15 protein-coding genes and 1 pseudogene are annotated in these 18,578 nt (G+C 31.2%); 8 read left to right on the top strand and 8 right to left on the bottom strand.

From position 1 onward, the window contains the following. Positions 1 to 134 precede the first annotated feature (134 nt). Positions 135 to 1,823, top strand: a complete 1,689-nt coding sequence (locus P8625_RS01350; protein WP_279651710.1) for a helix-turn-helix domain-containing protein — start codon at positions 135 to 137, stop codon at positions 1,821 to 1,823. Here the strand turns inward: P8625_RS01350 and P8625_RS01345 are convergent. Then, on the bottom strand, positions 1,820 to 4,216 hold the full coding sequence (locus tag P8625_RS01345; RefSeq protein WP_279651709.1) for a YfhO family protein: 2,397 nt from the start codon (positions 4,214 to 4,216) through the stop codon (positions 1,820 to 1,822). The two genes, P8625_RS01350 and P8625_RS01345, sit on opposite strands and share 4 nt — an antisense overlap. 2 nt (positions 4,217 to 4,218) lie before the next feature. Then, on the bottom strand, positions 4,219 to 4,500 hold the full coding sequence (locus tag P8625_RS01340) for a DUF4834 family protein (protein WP_279651708.1): 282 nt from the start codon (positions 4,498 to 4,500) through the stop codon (positions 4,219 to 4,221). Between the two features lie 138 nt (positions 4,501 to 4,638). On the opposite strand from P8625_RS01340, the gene P8625_RS01335 reads away from it, so the two are divergent. The 7 genes from P8625_RS01335 (at position 4,639) to P8625_RS01305 (ending at position 12,227) form a co-directional block, all read left to right on the top strand. Then, positions 4,639 to 6,039, top strand: a complete 1,401-nt coding sequence (locus tag P8625_RS01335) for a transporter (RefSeq protein ID WP_279651707.1) — start codon at positions 4,639 to 4,641, stop codon at positions 6,037 to 6,039. Between the two features lie 9 nt (positions 6,040 to 6,048). Continuing rightward, positions 6,049 to 7,167, top strand: a complete 1,119-nt coding sequence (locus P8625_RS01330) for a GTP cyclohydrolase (protein WP_279651706.1) — start codon at positions 6,049 to 6,051, stop codon at positions 7,165 to 7,167. Continuing rightward, complete coding sequence (locus P8625_RS01325) at positions 7,167 to 7,877, top strand: 16S rRNA (uracil(1498)-N(3))-methyltransferase (RefSeq protein WP_279651705.1); 711 nt, start codon at positions 7,167 to 7,169, stop codon at positions 7,875 to 7,877. The genes P8625_RS01330 and P8625_RS01325 overlap by 1 nt, the downstream gene beginning before the upstream one ends. Before the next feature lie 40 nt (positions 7,878 to 7,917). Continuing rightward, positions 7,918 to 9,084: a helix-turn-helix domain-containing protein gene (locus tag P8625_RS01320; protein WP_279651704.1), complete on the top strand. Its 1,167-nt coding sequence runs from the start codon at positions 7,918 to 7,920 to the stop codon at positions 9,082 to 9,084. 556 nt (positions 9,085 to 9,640) lie between these two features. Then, positions 9,641 to 10,282, top strand: a complete 642-nt coding sequence (locus P8625_RS01315) for a DUF4159 domain-containing protein (protein ID WP_279651703.1) — start codon at positions 9,641 to 9,643, stop codon at positions 10,280 to 10,282. Then, entirely contained in the window at positions 10,266 to 11,180 is a 915-nt protein-coding gene (locus tag P8625_RS01310; protein WP_279651702.1) for a bile acid:sodium symporter family protein, read from the top strand. Before P8625_RS01315 ends, P8625_RS01310 begins: the two co-directional genes overlap by 17 nt. After that, positions 11,181 to 12,227 (top strand): lysophospholipid acyltransferase family protein, encoded by a 1,047-nt coding sequence (locus P8625_RS01305; RefSeq protein ID WP_279651701.1) that lies wholly within the window; start codon positions 11,181 to 11,183, stop codon positions 12,225 to 12,227. It abuts the gene before it with no gap. On the opposite strand, the gene P8625_RS16230 is transcribed toward P8625_RS01305, so the two are convergent. The 6 genes and pseudogenes from P8625_RS16230 to P8625_RS01280 all read right to left on the bottom strand — a co-directional run bounded on the left by P8625_RS16230 (position 12,208) and on the right by P8625_RS01280 (position 18,359). Continuing rightward, on the bottom strand, positions 12,208 to 13,458 hold the full coding sequence (locus tag P8625_RS16230) for a serine hydrolase domain-containing protein (RefSeq protein WP_407704784.1): 1,251 nt from the start codon (positions 13,456 to 13,458) through the stop codon (positions 12,208 to 12,210). The two genes, P8625_RS01305 and P8625_RS16230, sit on opposite strands and share 20 nt — an antisense overlap. 66 nt (positions 13,459 to 13,524) lie before the next feature. Further along, positions 13,525 to 14,969: pseudogene (locus P8625_RS16315) on the bottom strand (glycoside hydrolase family 3 protein); the annotation flags it as partial. A 231-nt stretch (positions 14,970 to 15,200) separates the two neighbouring features. Continuing rightward, on the bottom strand, positions 15,201 to 15,686 hold the full coding sequence (locus P8625_RS01295) for an ABC transporter ATPase (RefSeq protein ID WP_279651700.1): 486 nt from the start codon (positions 15,684 to 15,686) through the stop codon (positions 15,201 to 15,203). Positions 15,687 to 15,726: 40 nt separating this feature from the next. Continuing rightward, positions 15,727 to 16,626, bottom strand: coding sequence for a carboxypeptidase-like regulatory domain-containing protein (locus P8625_RS01290; RefSeq protein ID WP_279651699.1), 900 nt, complete (start codon positions 16,624 to 16,626; stop codon positions 15,727 to 15,729). A gap of 88 nt (positions 16,627 to 16,714) precedes the next feature. Then, positions 16,715 to 17,542 carry a 3'-5' exonuclease gene (locus P8625_RS01285; RefSeq protein WP_279651698.1) on the bottom strand — a complete coding sequence of 276 codons (828 nt, stop codon included), beginning with the start codon at positions 17,540 to 17,542 and terminating at the stop codon, positions 16,715 to 16,717. 91 nt (positions 17,543 to 17,633) lie between these two features. After that, the gene (locus tag P8625_RS01280) at positions 17,634 to 18,359 is read right to left on the bottom strand and encodes a PPK2 family polyphosphate kinase (protein ID WP_322790505.1); all 726 of its coding nucleotides are present in this window, start codon (positions 18,357 to 18,359) and stop codon (positions 17,634 to 17,636) included. Positions 18,360 to 18,578: the final 219 nt, after the last annotated feature.

Genomic DNA, 18,578 nt, shown 5'->3' with positions numbered 1-18,578 from the left:
TAAAAGTAATACTCTTTTTTGCATAAATAAAACCTTAAGTACTCTATTTTATAAAAAGCACAAACAAAAATGGTATATTTGATTTTTGTTTTTCACGCTTTTTATAAAAAGTAACTCTACTGACTGTATGTAAAATGAAGAAAATTTTAAACATATTATTTCTACTTTTTCTTTTTCCTATAAAGGCTACATCGCAAACTCAATATATAGATTCAATTCATTTGAATAAAGCAAATTATTTTAAAAATACAGATTTAGATAGCTTATTTTATTATGGAGAAAAACTAAATGAATCTGAAAACGTGTGTAATAAAGTATTGTTATTTAATTTCAAAGCATTCGGTTTTTACAAATTAAAAGATTACGACAAAGCAGAAGAGTTCTCGCTAAAATCACTGCAACAGATAGACAGCTTGCTACAAGAACAAAACTTACCATGTCTTACTGAAGCTAAAATAGCAACACTTAATAGATTGTTTTGGGTAAAAAAAAATCAGGAAGATTACAATGAAGCCTATCGTTACATAATGTTAATGCAACAAACTAACGAGCAAAACAGCAAAAAATCTATCAACTATCATACAAATGATATTTCTATAAAGGTAGCCAGAGCAACTGTAAAAAGAGCCTTAAAAATGGAGTCTGTTGCTAAAAAAATTCTACTCAATGCCTATGCTGATTTAGAACATCACTCTTTAGATGAAGTAAAAAACAACAATTCATTTTTAGAACAAGAGGTTGCTATTATTAACAGCTTGGGAGATTTGTATATGGATTTAAGCACTCAAAGAAACAGCACTATTTTTATAGACTCTGCTGCCTATTATTATGATAAAGCCTATGACATAACCAAACTATTTGATCCTCCTCATAAAAACTCTGAAATTACCTACTATTTTAAAAAAACTGAAATTTTAATGGCTCGTAAAAAGTTTTCTGAAGCCTTAGAATTAATTAACAATTATAAAAATGTTTGTAATGGTTACAATTATCTTCACAAAAAACATTTTCAAAAGGCAATTTGTTTTCATGGTTTAAATAACTCTGACTCTACTATTTTTTATGCAAATAAATTTTTAAAAGACCCTAAAAAATGTAAAACAAGCAGGTTAATTACCATATATGATATTTTATCTAATACTTATGACCAATTAAATAAGTTAGACAGTGCTTATAAGTACTCTAAACTTACTATGGATAAGTTCAATCTTGCCGAGAAAAACAAAGAAAAAACATTTAGCTTATTTTACAATAATAATTTCAGCAAGGCACAAATACTAAATGATTCAATTCTTAAAAAAGAGGGACAGAAACAAAAAAAACTTATTTTTTCTTTTGTTTTTTTATTACTTGCTTTTGTCAGTATATCATACTATTTATTTAAAAAAGAAAAGAAAAAGAAAAAAGAACTTATTTCAATTGTGAACAAAAGAAAACCCTTTGAGGCTGAAAAAAAAGAGTACAACATCGATGAGGCTTTAGAAAATAAGATTCTTAACGAGTTTAAAAATGTGCAACAGAATTTAGACTTTTTAAAGTGTGATTTTTCAATAAACTCCATTGCTGAAAAACTCAATACCAATACCACTTATGTTTCTTTTGTTTTTAATAGGCATCACGATGAACCTTTTAAAAAGTATTGTACCAAACTTAAAATTAATTACGTTGTAAAAAAACTAAAAGACGACAAAAGGTTTAGAAAATACTCTGTACAAGCAATAGGAGAAGAAATAGGCTACACCAACGCCTCTGCCTTTGCGAGAGCATTTAAAAAGCACGTTGGTGTAACTCCTTCTGTTTTTTTAAAGGATCTAGAAGATTAACTTTTCCTTTTTTTTATAACAAACCAACCTATTGAAATCAACAATAGCAATACATAACTAAACACAGCTATTGTGCTTCCTGTTTTTATTATTTTGGGTTTGTATTTAAACGTTATCGTGTGGTTTCCTTTAGGTACTTCAAGTCCTCTTAACACGTAGTTTACTCTGTAATATGGCACATTCTTACCATCGATATATGCTTCCCATCCATCTTTATAGTAAATCTCAGAAAATACGGCAAATTGCTTCGTATTTGTAGTCGCATTATACACTAACTTTGTTAAGTCGTTTTCAACTAATTCAATTGTAGCTGTACTATCTTTTTGATAAGTACTTACCCCTTTAAAATCAAATTCTTTGGTATTTATAACTGCTTGCGATTTTGTTTGCAAACTATCAAGAGCAAAAATTTCTTCGTTGGCAGATTGTACCTCTTTTAACGAATTTACAAACCACACAGCTCCATTGGCTTCTGGATTTTCTTGATAGTTTTCATCACCTAAAATAAAGTACTTTGTATTGAGCATATTGAGCACCTCCATATTATTTTTTGCGATTTGGTAATCAAATAACTCTTGATAACGTTTCATTTTAGCTGCATGATAACCACCTATAGAATTATGGAAGTACGAAGTTCTTCCGTCTTGTAACGGATTTACACTGAAATTAGCAACACGATAATACCCTGTATCCTTCAGTATCTCTGTATCGGCTTTTGTTGCTGTAAATGGTTTCTGTACTTTTCTCGCCAGGGTAAAGTCTTCTTTATTCACATAATTAACATCAATAGACACTAAGTCGAAGAGTATCAATCCTCCTAGGAGTACTATGACAGGTAGTTGTTTTAGTTTTCCTTTTAAATATAACCATAGCACACCTGAGCTTGCTAAAACCAACAAAAGAGAACGCAAACTGTCGTTAAATAACATTGATTTTCTATCTGCTATCAAGGCATCTATCAACTCAGGAAGTTCTTGGTACTGACTATCTCGTAATCCTTCAAAAGCAAATAAACTAGAACCAAATAATAGGAACAGCAAAGAGATTCCTCCTACTATATAACATGATTTTTTTACTGCTTGCTCTTTTTCATCAGCTGAAGTTTCAGATGAGAAAAACTCTTTTAGTGCTAAAACACCTAGAAGTGGAACACATAATTCTGCGATAACTTGTATTGAAGAAACTGCTCTAAACTTGTTATACAAAGGAAAATAATCGATAAAAAAGTTTGTTACTGCAGGAAAGTTCTTACCCCAACTCAACACTATTGAAAAAATAGTCGCTCCGACTAGCCAGTACTTCAACCTTCCTTTTACTAAGAAAATTCCTAAAAAAAACAAAAGGAAAACGACTGCTCCTATATAAGCAGGTGCTTCAACAATGGGTTGTTTTCCCCAATAGGTTAACACTTGACTCGAATAATCTCTTGCAACACTTTTACCAGCCTTTTCCTCTAACACTTGATAAAAATTAGAATCTTCTCCTAACTTTTCTACTGTTCCTCCTCCAGTAAAACGAGGTATCAATAAGTTAAATGTCTCTGCAATTCCGTAGCTATACTCTGTTATGTATGCTTTATCGAGTCCTGTAGATTTTTCTTTAGGCGTTCCATCAGGGTTTATGGTTAATTCTGACTTTCCTCTGGTACTATATTCTGCGTATTGTTTGGTCGCTAATAATCGGGTGGCATTGACACTAATTCCTAAAAAACAGGCTGCTATAATAACTCCTATTTGCTTAAAATATAGTGATAACCTTTTACTTTTATAAGCAAATACAAATTCTACAATTCCTAAAATGAGCAAACAAAAACCTAAATAATAAGTCATTTGTAGGTGATTGGAAAAGACCTCTAAAGCCATAGCCATTGCGGTTAGCACAAAGCCCAACAAATACTTATTTCTAAAAACATATACAAAGCCTGCTATTACCAATGGCATATACCCAATAGCATGTGCTTTGGCATTATGACCAGCACCAAAAATTATAATTAAATACGTAGAAAAGCCAAAGGACAAACTTCCTAACACCGCTAATTTCCAATCTACCTTTAATGCCATTAACAGCACAAAAAAACTTAAAAAGTATAAGAATAAATAATCTGCTGGTCTGGGTAAAAATCGAATGGCTTTATCTACATAACGAATAAAATCATTTGGGTAATAAGCCCCTGCTTGATACGTAGGCATTCCTCCAAAAGCATTCGACAGCCAGTATGATTCTTCTCCTTTTTCTATACGATAGTTAGAAGACTCTCTAGCCATTCCTATATACTGAGTAATATCGTTTTGCTTTATTTGTTTTCCGCTTAAAACAGGGCTAAAATACAATACCGCCGCAATTACAAAAACAACAACTGCAATTGCATAAGGTAACATTTTCTTAAAATTCATGGTTAGTCTATTTCTTCATAGTCAACGTATTCGCCAACAGAATTATTACTTTGTTTTGTGTTATTTGGTTTTTTATCAATAACCGTTTTTCCTACCTCTACATCTGGTGATTGCTGCTGACTATTATATTGTTGCTGAGCTTTCTTTTGTACTTTGTCAACTGCTTTTTTAATTAAATAAGGCGCAAAAAGTCTGACTAAAAACTTTACAGCATAATAAACTAATAAGATAATTAATATGGTTTTTATAAAATTCACAGGTCCAGCTTCATTAAAGTTTATCATTTTTCTCTTAAAATAAAAAATCAATCAAAAATAACAATTTGAAGCAAAAGGAAGCGTTAAGACTTTATAAAACTTATATAATATAGGTAATTGTATTTTTACGTATGTTTGTACAACCTGAAAATTTGAATCTAATATATGATTAAAAAACTTCTTAGCTTCTTTGTTTTTTGTTCTATTATAGCCGCAAATGCACAATATACTCCTGTTATAAATTCAAATAAACCAGGTTTTTCTGAAAGTCCTTACAGTGTTGGTTCAGGTGTTTATCAATTTGAAACGAGTATTTTTTATAGAAAAATAAATGCAACTCCAACCTTTACCAACCCAGAAGCTCTTGGTTTAAATTTATTTTTTAGAACCAGCTTTATTTCTGAAAAGTTAGAATTAAATTTAAACACCTCATTACAAAACGATAAGATTGCATTTAAAAATATTTTTGAATCTTCATACAACGAAACCGGATTAAGTGAATTTAGTATAGGAGCTAAGTATATGATATTTGCGCCTAAATATGATGATAAAAGCAAAGAGATTAGAAGTTGGAAAGCACGACATTCATTTGATTGGAAACGGTGGATACCTCATGTAGCTATTTCGGCAGGAGCAAATATTGGTAGTTTTTTAACCAATTATCACGAAAGAGGTGGTATTAGTCCCAAAGTAAGTATTTTGTTGCAAAATGAATTTTCAGACAAATTAAATGTCATTACCAATTTTCACTACAATTACATCGGAACTGACTTTTCTGAGTTCTCTTATATCTTAACAGGTACTTATAATTTTGATGATTATTGGTCGGGATTTGCAGAAATGCAAGGTATTTTTGAAAAATATGAAAAGAAAACGAACATAGGAGCCGGAGCTGCTTATCTATTTAGCGAAAACATGCAATTCAACGCTTCTTTAAGAGCGAATTTAATACAAGATGAAATAGGTTTTTATGGTTCTCTAGGGGTTTCTTACAGAATAAACAAACACGTAGATGATTATGTTGAAATTGATGAGTTTGGAAATAAAATTGAAGAAGAAAAACCAGTTAAGTACGATAAAGATAGAAACTTCTTTGGCCGTATGTTTAGTAAATTTAAAAAGCTATTTTCTAAAAAACGAGAACAAAAAGTTGATTTAGATATCGAATCAGGTAACCCTGAGGCTGTAGGGGGTAAATCGAAAAGAGAACGCCAAGAATCTTTAGTAGATATTATTATTAAAGAAGATAAAAAGCAAAAAAAGAAAACAGCAAAAGAAGAAAAGAAAGCTGCCAAAAAAGAAAAAAGGAAAGCAGAAAAAGAGGCAAAGCGTAAAGAAAAAGAGCGTTTAAAACTCGAAAAAGAAATACAAAAGGAAGAAGAAAAAGAAGCGAAACGTAAAGAAAAAGAACGTTTAAAACTTGAAAAAGAAATACAAAAGGAAGAAGAGAAAGAAGCGAAACGTAAAGAAAAAGAACGCTTAAAATTAGAAAAAGAGATACAAAAACTAGAAGAAGAAATAAAAAAAGAAGAGCAAAAAGAAAAAAAGGATAACCAGAAGCCTTAAATTCAAAAAATGATTCAAATTAAAGAAATAACCACCAAAAAGGAGATGAAACAATTTGTTAAGTTTCCTTTTTCTCTTTATAAAAATAATAAAAATTGGGTACCTCCCATTATAAAAGATGAAATAGAGAATTTTGACAAAAACAAAAACCCTGTATTTGAATATGCAAAAGCTCATTTTTTCATTGCGCTAAGAAATAATAAAATTGTAGGCAGAATCATAGCCATTATTAATTCTTATGAAGTAGAGAAACAACACATAAAAAAAATACGCTTTGGATGGTTTGATGTTATTGACGATATTGAGGTTTCTAAAGCATTATTGAATAAAGTAGCTGAGATTGGACGTGAAAATAATTTAGAATATATAGAAGGCCCTGTAGGCTTTAACAACCTAGACAAAACAGGAGTACTTATAGAGGGATTTGACCACATAGGTACTATGATTACTTGGTACAATCACCCTTATTATGCAAAACATTTAGAGCAACTTGGATTTAAGAAAGAAAAAGAATATATAGAAAGTATTTTTCCTTTTAAAAATGTCGATATTAAGAAATATCAAAAAGCTAGTACTATTATACAAAAACGGTACAACTTAACTCCTTTAAACTTTACTTCTACAACTAAGATTATGCCCTATGTAGATGAAATGTTTAATTTATTTAGTGAAACATACTCAAAACTATCAACCTATGTACCTATTTCAGATGCGCAAATAGCGTATTTTAAAAAGAAATACATAAGCTTTATAAACCCCGAGTACATAAAGTTTGTAGTCGACAAAAACCACAAACTTGTAGCTTTTGCCATAGTAATGCCCTCTTTTTCAGAAGCACTACAAAAAGCCAAAGGAAGACTTTTTCCTTTTGGAATTTTTCATTTATTAAATGCTAGAAAAAACTCAAAAAATGTTACCTTTTATTTAATAGGCGTTCATCCAGAATACCAAAACAAAGGAGTAACTGCCATTATTTTTGAACAATTTCACCATGCATTTTCAGCCAAAGGAATTCAAAACTGCATCAGAACCCCTGAATTGGAAGAAAATCATGCAATTCATCAAATATGGAAAGATTTTGACCCCATAGCTCACAAACGAAGAAGAACCTACAAACTCGATTTATAATGCAGCTTTTTTATAATTCAGATTTAATTTCCAGTTCAAAAGAAATAACTTTCAACAAAGATGAAAGTCGACATATAGTGCGTGTGTTAAGAAAAAAAGAAGGCGATATTTTACATATTACCAATGGAAATGGACTCCTCTTTTTTGCAGAAATAACTATAGCTAGCGATAAAAAATGTGTTGCAAAAATTATTAACTGCGAAGAAAAATTACGTACTCGTAATTATTACCTTCATGTGGCAATTGCCCCTACTAAAAATAACGACCGTTTCGAGTGGTTTTTAGAAAAAGCTACAGAAATTGGTATTGATGAAATAACTCCTATCATCTGTAAAAACTCCGAAAGAACAGTTATAAAAACTGAGCGTTTTGAAAGAATCATTCAATCGGCTATGAAGCAATCTTTACAGTTCACACTTCCTAAATTAAATGAGGCGACAGCCTTTACCGATTTTATAAGCAAGGACTTTAATGAAGAAACTTTTATTGCTCATTGTGAAGACAATACTGAAAAAAAGTTTTTAAAAAATAGTGCTACTCCTAATTCTAGGTACATTATTCTTATCGGCCCAGAAGGTGACTTCTCAATCGATGAAATTCGATATGCTATACATAAAAACTTCACTCCTATTTCTTTAGGAGATAATAGGTTACGAACAGAAACAGCAGGATTAAATGTAGTACAGAGTATTTCTTATTTACATCAATAGCTGATTTTTTGTATATTTAACTATTGTTAATTTTTTTATTTTGACTGTAGCAGATTTATTTAATCTCTTTTTGCTAATTAGCGCTATTCATGGGTTTGCTTTCAGCATCATACTTTTCTGTTCTAAAAACGGAAGGGAAAAAAGTATGGTTTATCTAAATCTCTTAATCTTAGTTATCTCTTTAAATAATATTCAATCTTGGGCACTTGAAAGAGGACTTCTTCAAAACAAGTTTGAGCTTGTTTATATGCAATTTTCTTGGCATTTTTTAGCTATGCCTTTTTTATATATGTTTTTAATACATTATCTAAATTTAGCTAAAAAGTCTTTTAATATTTTAAAAATAGTTATCCCTGTTTTTTTACTATTAGTTATTGCTCAAATAAGTTTTGTGGTTTATTATAGTGATTCTGCTTCTGAAGAAAGATTAGAGTATATTTACAAACGTTATTCTTCTTTAGAAGAACTTTTTAGTATGCTTACTTCTGTGGGTATTTTTATCTATTCGATGTACATTCTTTATAAAAAAGAAAAACTATTTCCAAAGATATTATCGTATGATAATTTGAAGTGGTTATACACTTTTTTTATACTATCCACCATTGGATATTTATTATGGATTATTGCTTTAACTGTAACAATACGCTCAAATTTTGATAATTTTTTAGTTTCATATTATCCGTTAAGAATATTTACTACAGTATTAATTTATTGGTTAGGCTACCAAGGTTTAAGACAAATTCGTTTATTAAAAGAGCGTGAGAAAATAAGAGCCTCACTTTTAATTGATTTAAACGGTAATTTTAACATTGATACTATTAACCTATCTTCTGAAAAAAATTGCTCGGATCATCATTTAGAAAAGCAAAAAGAACAATTTATTCAAATTGATACATTCATCAAATCACAAAAAAAATTTTTGCTAAACAAATACACATTACAAGATTTATCAAAAGATATAGAATTAAGTTCCAGCACACTTTCTTCGATTATTAATAACATCGCTAAAAAATCATTCACCGATTACTTAAACGAGATGAGGGTTAACTTAGCAAAAAAATTATTGTTAGACCCTGATTATGGGGAATATACCATTACATCAATAGGTTTAGAATCTGGATTTAATTCTAAGTCTACTTTCTATACAGTTTTTAAAAAGTATACCGGACATACTCCTGTAGAATTTAAAAATTCAACAAAAACATAACTAAAAAACTAATTGTATTTTATAAAAAGGTAGTTCGAAAACATCCAATTTGGATGTTTTCGAACTACCTCTTTGTGGCAATTAGCTATATTTACAGAGTGAAATTTTAAGGATTAGTAGTTGAGAATACTTGAAGGGGTTTTCAATTTTTTAAAATTACACTTTTAACGATACTATTGAGAATTCTCTTATTCTCAGTGCGAAAGGGAGAAAGGGAAAAAGCTATAAAGCTAAAAACACCAATTTATTGTATTGGTGTTTTTTTTATCTTGACTCGTCATAGCCAACTACATCTTTCTTTTGTATCTATAAAAAGCCAAAAAACACTCTACTTTTTATAAAAAGTTGGTCTTAAAACACCCATCTGGATGTAACCGAACTCAATTTGCAACAACTTTTAATAAATTCACCGCATAGATTAACTGCTTTTTGAAAAACCAAGGAATTTTCAAAATTGAAAGCCTAATTTATTATTTAAGGGGAAATTAAACACCAACAGACTCAATGTTGGTGTTTTTTTATTGCCGTTTTACTATATTGCTTCCAAATTTTATATATGAGAAATTTCTCCATCATTATTTTCTTTCTACTTTGTATGAATTTATTCTCTCAAGAAGTAGCAATTATACAATATAAAGGAGGTGGCGATTGGTATGCAAACCCAACTGCCCTACCAAATCTAGTAAAATTTGTAAATCTACATACAAAAACACAAATAGATAACGACATTCAAACTGTTACCTTAGATGACGAAACTATTTTTAATTTCCCAATAACGTTTATTACTGGGCACGGAAATATATTTTTTACAACGAACGAAGCTACAACATTAAGAAATTATTTAACCTCTGGCGGGTTTTTGCATATTTCAGATAATTACGGGTTAAACACATACATACAACGAGAGTTGAAAAAAGTTTTTCCTGAATTACAACTTCAAGAAATTCCGAATAATCACCCGATTTATCATCAAACGTTTTCTTTTCCGAAAGGGCTTCCAAAAATTCACGAACACGATAAAAAGCCCCCCCAAGGTTTTGGGTTATTTTTTAAAGGTAGACTTATTGTTTTTTATGATTATGAAAGTGATTTGAATGATGGTTGGGAAGATGCTGCTGTTCATAACGATCCGAAAGAAATAAGGGAAAAAGCTTTACAAATGGGTTCTAATATAATAGAGTATGCTTTCAAAAATTAATACCTCACAAATAGATACTATCCGAATTAATTTTGATACCGAAGCTCTCTGGATGCTAAACATAGCTTTAGCTATAATTATGTTTGGAATTGCTTTAGATATTAAAATTTACGATTTTAAAAGATTAATTAATAAGCCTAAAGCATTACTCGTAGGGCTTTTATCTCAATTTATTTTACTGCCTTTTTTAACTTTTATATTAATTCTAATTATAAAACCTTATCCTAGTTTTGCGCTAGGTATGATGATGATAGCCGCTTGCCCTGGTGGAAATGTTTCTAACTTTTTTAGTAAAATGGCAAAAGGTAATGCAGCACTATCGGTTAGTTTAACTGCTTTTACTACATTGATTTGTTTAATCATGACTCCTTTAAATCTAGAGTTGTGGGGTAGCTTATACGAACCCACAAATAAAATTTTAAAAAGTGTCTCTTTAAACCCTTTTGAAATTTTTAAACTCGTACTTCTTATTTTAGGAATTCCCATCGTTTTAGGAATGTTAGTAAACCATTACCATCATACAATGGCTAAAAAAATAAATAAATTATTACGCCCCTTTTCAATTTTCTTTTTTCTTTTATTAATAGTAATTGCTCTTTACGATAATGCCGATGTTTTTAAAAATTATATACATCTCGTAATATTCCTTGTAATATTTCATAATATTTATGCTTTTGTAATAGGCTACCTAACTGGAAAATCATTCAAATTAGATATGAGAGATTGTAAAACTATTTCTATTGAAACTGGAATACAAAATGGCGGCTTAGGCTTACTTCTAATTTTTAGTTTTTTTGACGGATTGGGCGGTATGGCTTTATTAGCAGCTTTTTGGGGTGTTTGGGATATTTTTTCTGGAATGTTATTAGCCACCTATTGGGGTAGAAAAAGAGAATAGATGAAAACACTAGTATACTATTTTTTTAAACTTTATGTTAAAACAGGCTTGTTTTTTTATGCAAAGAAAATAACCGTTGTTGGTAATGATAACATCCCTAAAAAACAGGCAGTAATTTTTACTGCAAATCACCCAAACGGATTGTTAGACCCCTTGCTTATTGCTACACACATTCAAAGAAGAACCAATTTTTTAGTACGAGCTGCTGTGTTTAAAAACCCCACAATTGCTAAATTTTTTAACTTACTAGGAATGATGCCTATCTACCGCATACGAGATGGAGTGAAGCAATTGGGGAAGAATGAAGAAATTTTTAACAAGTGTCAAGAAATTCTTAAAGAGAACAAAACTTTATTGATCTTCCCTGAAGGAAGTCATAATAAAAATAGAACCATACGACCTTTAAGTAAAGGGTTTACTCGAATTATTTTTAAAACTTTAGACAATTTTCCAAATACTCAAATTCACATTGTACCTGTAGGAATTACGTATCAACAGGTATCTAACTACCCTTCAAAAGCGGCAATTCATTTTGGCTCTCCTATTTTAGCTAATGACCATTACGACAAAGAAAATCTAAATCAATCAATCAAAGAAATTAAAGAACAGGTGTCTAATCAGTTAAAAAGCCTAAGTGTACACATAGAACAAAACGAGAACTACGAAGCTACATTAACAAATTTAAACAACGCTCAAATTGATTTTACAAAGGTTGCTAAAGTAAACAGCATTATAAGTAGTAAAAAACAACTTGCACGGCAAACAGCCAGTATTAATTATGCTTTACCGCTATTTTTACTTATTATACTAAATAGTTTTATTCCTTATACAATTTGGAAATCGTTAAGTAAGAAGGTAGATGAAATAGAGTTTATCGATACTTTTAGGTTTGGACTTAATGCGTTTTTGTTCCCTATTTTTTATACTATTCAAAGCTGGGCACTAAGTTTATTCTTTGATTGGAAAATAGCGTTTGTATACTTTTTTTCTTCCTTGTTCATCGTACTTCTTTACACAAAGCTCGCACCTACTCCACCATCAAAATAGCGTCTTGAATATCTTGTTGAATTTTTGTTCGCATGTTACTTCTTACCAAACCATAATTTTTCATCGTCGGATACACTCTATTTGACAAAAACACATATACAACACCGGTAGCTGGATCTGCCCACGTATAGGTTCCTGTAAAACCACTATGACCAAAACTAACATCAGACACGCAACCGCAAGTAGCTTTTACTTTAGGATTTAATTGGGGTTTGTCAAAACCTAAACCTCTGCGTACCTTTTTTTGCTCATAGTAACGTTTGTTAAATTTATGTATCGTCTCTGGTTTCAGATATCTTTTTCCTCCGTAAGATCCGTCTTGCAAAAATAACTGCATCATTTTTGCAACATCATTAGCATTTGCAAATAAGCCAGCATGACCACCGACCCCTCCTAACATAGCGGCACCCATATCGTGTACATACCCATGTACTAACTGATTTCTGTAATAATTATCTTTTTCCGTAGGGACAATTTCATCTTTTGCAAATTTGTTCAAGGGTAAATAGGTCATTCTATAAGCTCCCAACGATTTATAAAACTGTTCTTCTACCAATCTATCTAGAGGCCGATGGTATTTTCTTTCTAAAACTTCTTTAAATATATAATAGCCTAAATCACTGTACTTATACCCTTCGCGTTCTCGTTGTTCAGAGTCTACAATATGTTTATAAATCGAATCTTTATATTCTTTTGCTAGGTATAAATTGTTGGCTACCTTGATATTGAATCTAGGAGTTCGCTTTCTTCTATAAAATTTTGTAGAATTTTGTCCTGTTACACTGTCTTTAGTGTCTAAATAAAAAGGAATCCACGAACGTAAACGACCAAAATGTGATAATATCTCTTTTATTAATAAGGTATCTTTATTTGAATTCCTATACCTTGGCACCAAGTCTCCTAAACTAGAGAATAAACTGATTTTTCTCTCTTCTTCTGCTTTCATTATCATAGGCACAGAAGCTAGAATTTTAGTTAGAGAAGCTAAATCATATACGTCAGAGTTTTTAACAGGACGTTTTTTTTCTAAGGTATGGTAACCAAAGCTCTTATTATAAATTACTTTTCCATTTTTAGCTACCAGTATTTGGCCTCCGGGAGTCATTTTTTCTTTTAAAATAGTATCGATTCTTTTATCGATAATTGATAATTTTTCTGATGAAACTCCAGCTTCTTCAGGTATGGTATATTGCAATACGTCTAGCCCTTTTATAAATACTCCATCTCCCACTTTAAAATCATCATTAATAGATACTGGTAATTTTCCTGTAAGCTCGAAAGCTCCAAATAGCGCTTGTGCTGATAATTCTTGAGCCAACTTACTATTTTGATAAGACATAACTACCGCTTCGATATTGGTAAAAGAAGGCACTTGAAGTAAACTATACGGACTTGCAAAAGCATCTAATATAACGGTATGGTTTCTTGCTATTTCTTGTAACCAAACTAAGTCTTTATTCGAAAACTTATATCCTTTCCATGGATTTTTATTTGATTTGTGAAAGCCTACGATTACTACATTATATTTTTCCAATTTCTGAAGTAATACATCTAAGTGCGTATCTGAAACCTCATCAACTTTTGTGTAATTTTTAAGCATTTCATAAAAATGTGAACCCTCATCGTTTCCTAGAGAAACATATGCTATTTTTTTATCTTGAAGATTTTTTATTGGTAATACATTCCCTTCATTTTTTAAAACCGTAATTGAACTTTTAATCAACTTACGGTGCAAAACTTCATCGTAAGGAGTATTCAAATCTTTAACTACGTTTTCTGTGGATATCGGTTGATACTTATGTAAACCTGCTATGTATTTTGCTTTTAGTATTTTTTCTACGGAATGATTTAACCGTGCTTCGGTTAATTTTCCTTCTAAAAGTGCTTCTTTTATCAGCTTTATTGAACCGGGTACATCTTGTGGAATCAACAGCATGTCGTTCCCTGCTAAGATGGCTGCTAAATCAATTTCTGCGGGTGTTGAATAATTTGCAGCTCCTTTCATATTCAATCCATCAGTAATTACCAAACCTTTAAATCCTAATTCATTTTGTAATAAATCGGTTACTACATTTTTTGATAGCGATGTTGGTAATTTAGGGTTGCTTTCTAATGCCGGAATGCTTAAATGTGCTGTCATTATACTTCCCACTCCTGCATCAACTATTTTTTTAAAAGGGTATAACTCTACCGAGTTTAATCGCTCTTTGCTAAAATTAATGGTAGGTAAGGTATGGTGTGAATCTGTCTCTGTATCTCCATGCCCTGGAAAGTGTTTCGCATTTGCCAACACTCCTACTCCTTGCATTCCTTTCGTAAATGCAATTGCTTTTTCAGCAACATTCTCTTTTTTTCTCCAAACGAACGGTTTCCTATAATGGGGTTATTGGGGTTGGTATTTACATCTACCACAGGAGCAAAATTCATGTGAATTCCTACACGTTTACAGTGCTCGCCTATTCTCTTTCCTACTTCTTCTAATAAGGAGTTATCTTCAACAGCTCCTAACGTCATATTCCACGGAAAACGGTAGGCATTTTTTAAACGCATATCTAACCCCCATTCGCCATCAAACCCTATGAGTAAGGGTGTTTTAGCTAACTCTTGGTATTTGTTATTTAAAACGACTTGCTTATCTGGTGTGCCTTGCATAAAAATAAGATTTCCAACATGGTATTTGGTAATCATATTTGAAATAAAGTTTTCATGCTCTTTATCTTTGTTTGAATAGGCTTGCACCATAAAAAGTTGTCCGATTTTTTCATCTATAGACATATTCTTCATAATACTATCAACCCAAACTTTTTGAGCTATGGAATCTTTTGCTAATAGTGGGTCAGCACCTATTTGTTGGGCTTTTATTATTTGGATGAAAGCAAAAGCTAATAACGTAAGAGTCTTTCTATTCATATAGACTTATTTTTAAATAATTTCGAAAATTAATAGGGGAATCTATAAAAATAACTTCAATAGTTATACCAAAAATCGTGCATGCCAACTTTCTTTTGCTGGCACTTCCCATTTTGTTTCAAAATCTTCTTTGGTATTTACCATATTGTTAAACACCACTGTTTCTGCTGTTATTTTTTGTTTTTTGGCAAAATCTTGAAACTCTGGAAGTTTTACTGTATTAATCGTATCTCCATCTTTAAAAGAGACATTCATTTTATCCATTAAATCTAACCCTAACTCTTTTTCGAGTTCTTGTACAAAATGTACCGAAGCATCGATGGAGCATCCTGAAACGTTATTAAAGTTCTCATCGACTCCTAAAATTAAAAACTGATTGTATTTAATAGTGAATGATGCTTTTAAATCGTCTCCATGACGTGTCCAATTATCAATAAAAAGGAACGCTTTTGCACTAATAAACTCTATTTCTTCTTGCGTAAATTCTCTATCAGACTGATATACCCAAACTCTAGAATTTTGGGGTAGGTTGTTATATTCTATAAACATTTTTTTGTATTTGCTTTTTATGTATTTGTATTTTGTCTTCTCAGTTACTCAAAGTTACGGAAATTGCTGGTTTTAATGCATTCCCTTTGTAAAATTCTTGTGGAAAATAATGCTTTCTCCATTTTCCTCTATTCTTTATAAAAATAGTATCTTTAGTAAATACCGCTCCAAAACTGGGAGCTACAATCGTGTCTTTATATTTTTCTCTACTTCCATTTCTTGTGTAGGTTCGTTCGTGAAAATTGTAGGGTATATGTAAGCGTTCTAAGCCAATAAAAAAGCCTTCTTGTGGAAACACTATATCAAGCTTAGATACATCAACTTCAACTTTTCCATTTGTCTTTTTTACATCAACAATTAAATCTTCTTTTAGCATATCTTCTGATGGTTCACCTGTGTTTTCATCTATCTTAAAGAGACGAATTCTAAACCTTGCTTTTTTTCTAAGCATAAGGCTTGTGAAATAAACGGTTATACTCTTTAAAAAAGGAACACTTTCATATTCATTTTTATAAGGAAAATACTTCGCTACAGTCCAAGGCGATCCTTTTCTGCCCGAAAATCCTGATCTAATATCCCTTCTTTTATACTTATCAACAACTAACTCTCTATCCGCTTTTTTAGAAATTACCACTTCCTCTAACTCATATAACTTTGGCTGGAGTTTAAGAGGCTTACTTTGTAAAGTTGACGCTAACACAATAGTATCTTTGTAATTCAAACAAGAAATATGTACTTTGCTATGTAATAATTGCTTGTTGATTTGTAGTGAAAAGACTCCATTTTCATCAGAAGAAACTCCGACATTCTCATTTAAAAAACTAATATTTGCGTACGCAACAGGTTCATTTGTATGCCAATCTATCACTGTGTTTTTTAAAACTACTGTTTGTGAAAAAATAGTGGTGCTTATAAAGCAGAATAAAAGAAAAACTCTCATAACCTAACTTTTAACGAATGTAAAAATTGAAAATTATAAGAGTTCTTAAGCTGTTGTTAATTTTTCCTGTTTGTACTAAAAAAAGAAATTACCTTAAATTAAACTTCTGTTGCAAGGCTTGTAACTTTTCTGCATCGGTCATGGTATTTTTCGGTGTCGACATTCGTTCTTTTATTTCTCGTAATACTTTTTTTGTATACAATGGAAAATCGGCATTTTGAATCCACGCATTATACCCTGGGTTTTCTTTTAATACTTCTTCAACGGTTCTTCCTTTATACTTTCCAAAAGAAAAAATTTCTTGATTTTCATCGTTAAACAAGATAAAACCTGCAAAATCTGCTCTTTTTCCATGTGTTGAAAAGTCACTCAATGCTTCTACAGAGTTTTCTAAATCGTCGTATTTTTCAACTTGTGCTAATAAGATTTCATAGGTTGCATTGGTATCTGCCTCTGCCCCATGTGCCCCTACTAATTCTTTTCCGCAGTAAAATTGATATCCAGCACTTAATGTTCGTTGTTCTTTTTTATGAAAAATGGTTTGTACATCGACTGCTTTTCGGTTGCTCATATCAAAATCAATGCCCGCTCTCAATAATTCTTCAGCCAATAACGGAATATCAAATCGGTTAGAATTAAATCCTGCCAAATCTGCATCTTTGATAAGCTCGTTAATTTGTGGTGCTAATTCTTTAAAAGTTGGCTCTGTAACTACTTTTTCATTCGTAATTCCATGAATTTCTGAAGCTTCTATGGGTATTTCTATTTCAGGATTTACCAACCATGTTTTGCTTTCTTTATTTCCGTTCGGAAACACTTTTAAAATAGATATTTCTACTACTCTATCTTTCGCTATGTTAATTCCTGTGGTTTCTAAATCAAAAAATACGATTGGTTTTGTTAAGTTTAATTTCATTTGTATTGTTTCATGTGGTTTGAAAGTTTTAAAAGCATGCTAGCTTGCATACTTTTAAAAACGTCTTACTTTTTTGTTACTTTCTAACTCTTTATTCGTTATTCAATTCTTCTTTAAATTCGTCTATTTGGTCTAACACTTTTGGCGGCAATGTAGGTTCTTTAAAATTATATTTTTCTAATTCTTCTTCTAATACTTTAGCTACAATATAGCGCGCTGTTGGTTTATCATCGGCAGGTATTACATACCAAGGGGCAAAGTCTGTTGAGGTTCTTTCTAGCATGTCTTTGTAACATTCTTGGTATTTATCCCATAACTTACGTTCTTCGAGATCTCCTGCAGAAAATTTCCAATTTTTTTCTGGAATATTTAACCTACGAAGCAGTCTGTTTTTTTGTTCTTCTTTAGAAACATTTAAAAAGAACTTTAAAATAATGGTGCCGTTTTGTGAAATATGATTTTCAAACTGATTAATTCGCTCCATTCTACTATGATAAAAAGCATCGTCTAAATCGTCGAGACTGTTTACTGTTGGAATATTTTCGGCAAATATATATTCTGGATGCACTCTGGTAACCAATACGTTTTCGTAGTGTGTGCGGTTAAACACACCAATCTTTCCTTTGGCAGGCAACGCTATATAATGGCGCCATAAAAAATCGTGCTTTAACTCCAACTCCGTTGGAACTTTAAAACTGTGTACTACAATACCTCGTGCGTTCACATCTTTAAAAACTTCACGAATCAGGCTATCTTTACCAGCAGTATCCATACCTTGCAAGCATAACAACACGCTATACTTACCTTCTGCATACATGGTATCTTGTAAGTCGCTAATTTTTTTCTTGCTTCTTTTAATCTTTTCTTCGCTTTTTCAACAACTTCTTTGGTCGCAAAGTCTTTTAACTCCTTTTTTTAGAAAATTTATATGTATTTGTGTCCATGTGGCTTTTGTATAGCATAAAAGTACAAAAATATAGCCTTTTTTAATTGATTTTTCCTTGGGAATTATCAATTATTACAATTACATCTAAAT

It is taken from the genome of Tenacibaculum tangerinum, from assembly GCF_029853675.1.
GTDB classification, from domain to species: Bacteria; Bacteroidota; Bacteroidia; order Flavobacteriales; family Flavobacteriaceae; genus Polaribacter; species Polaribacter tangerinum_A.
This window is presented reverse-complemented; position numbering and strand designations above follow the sequence as displayed.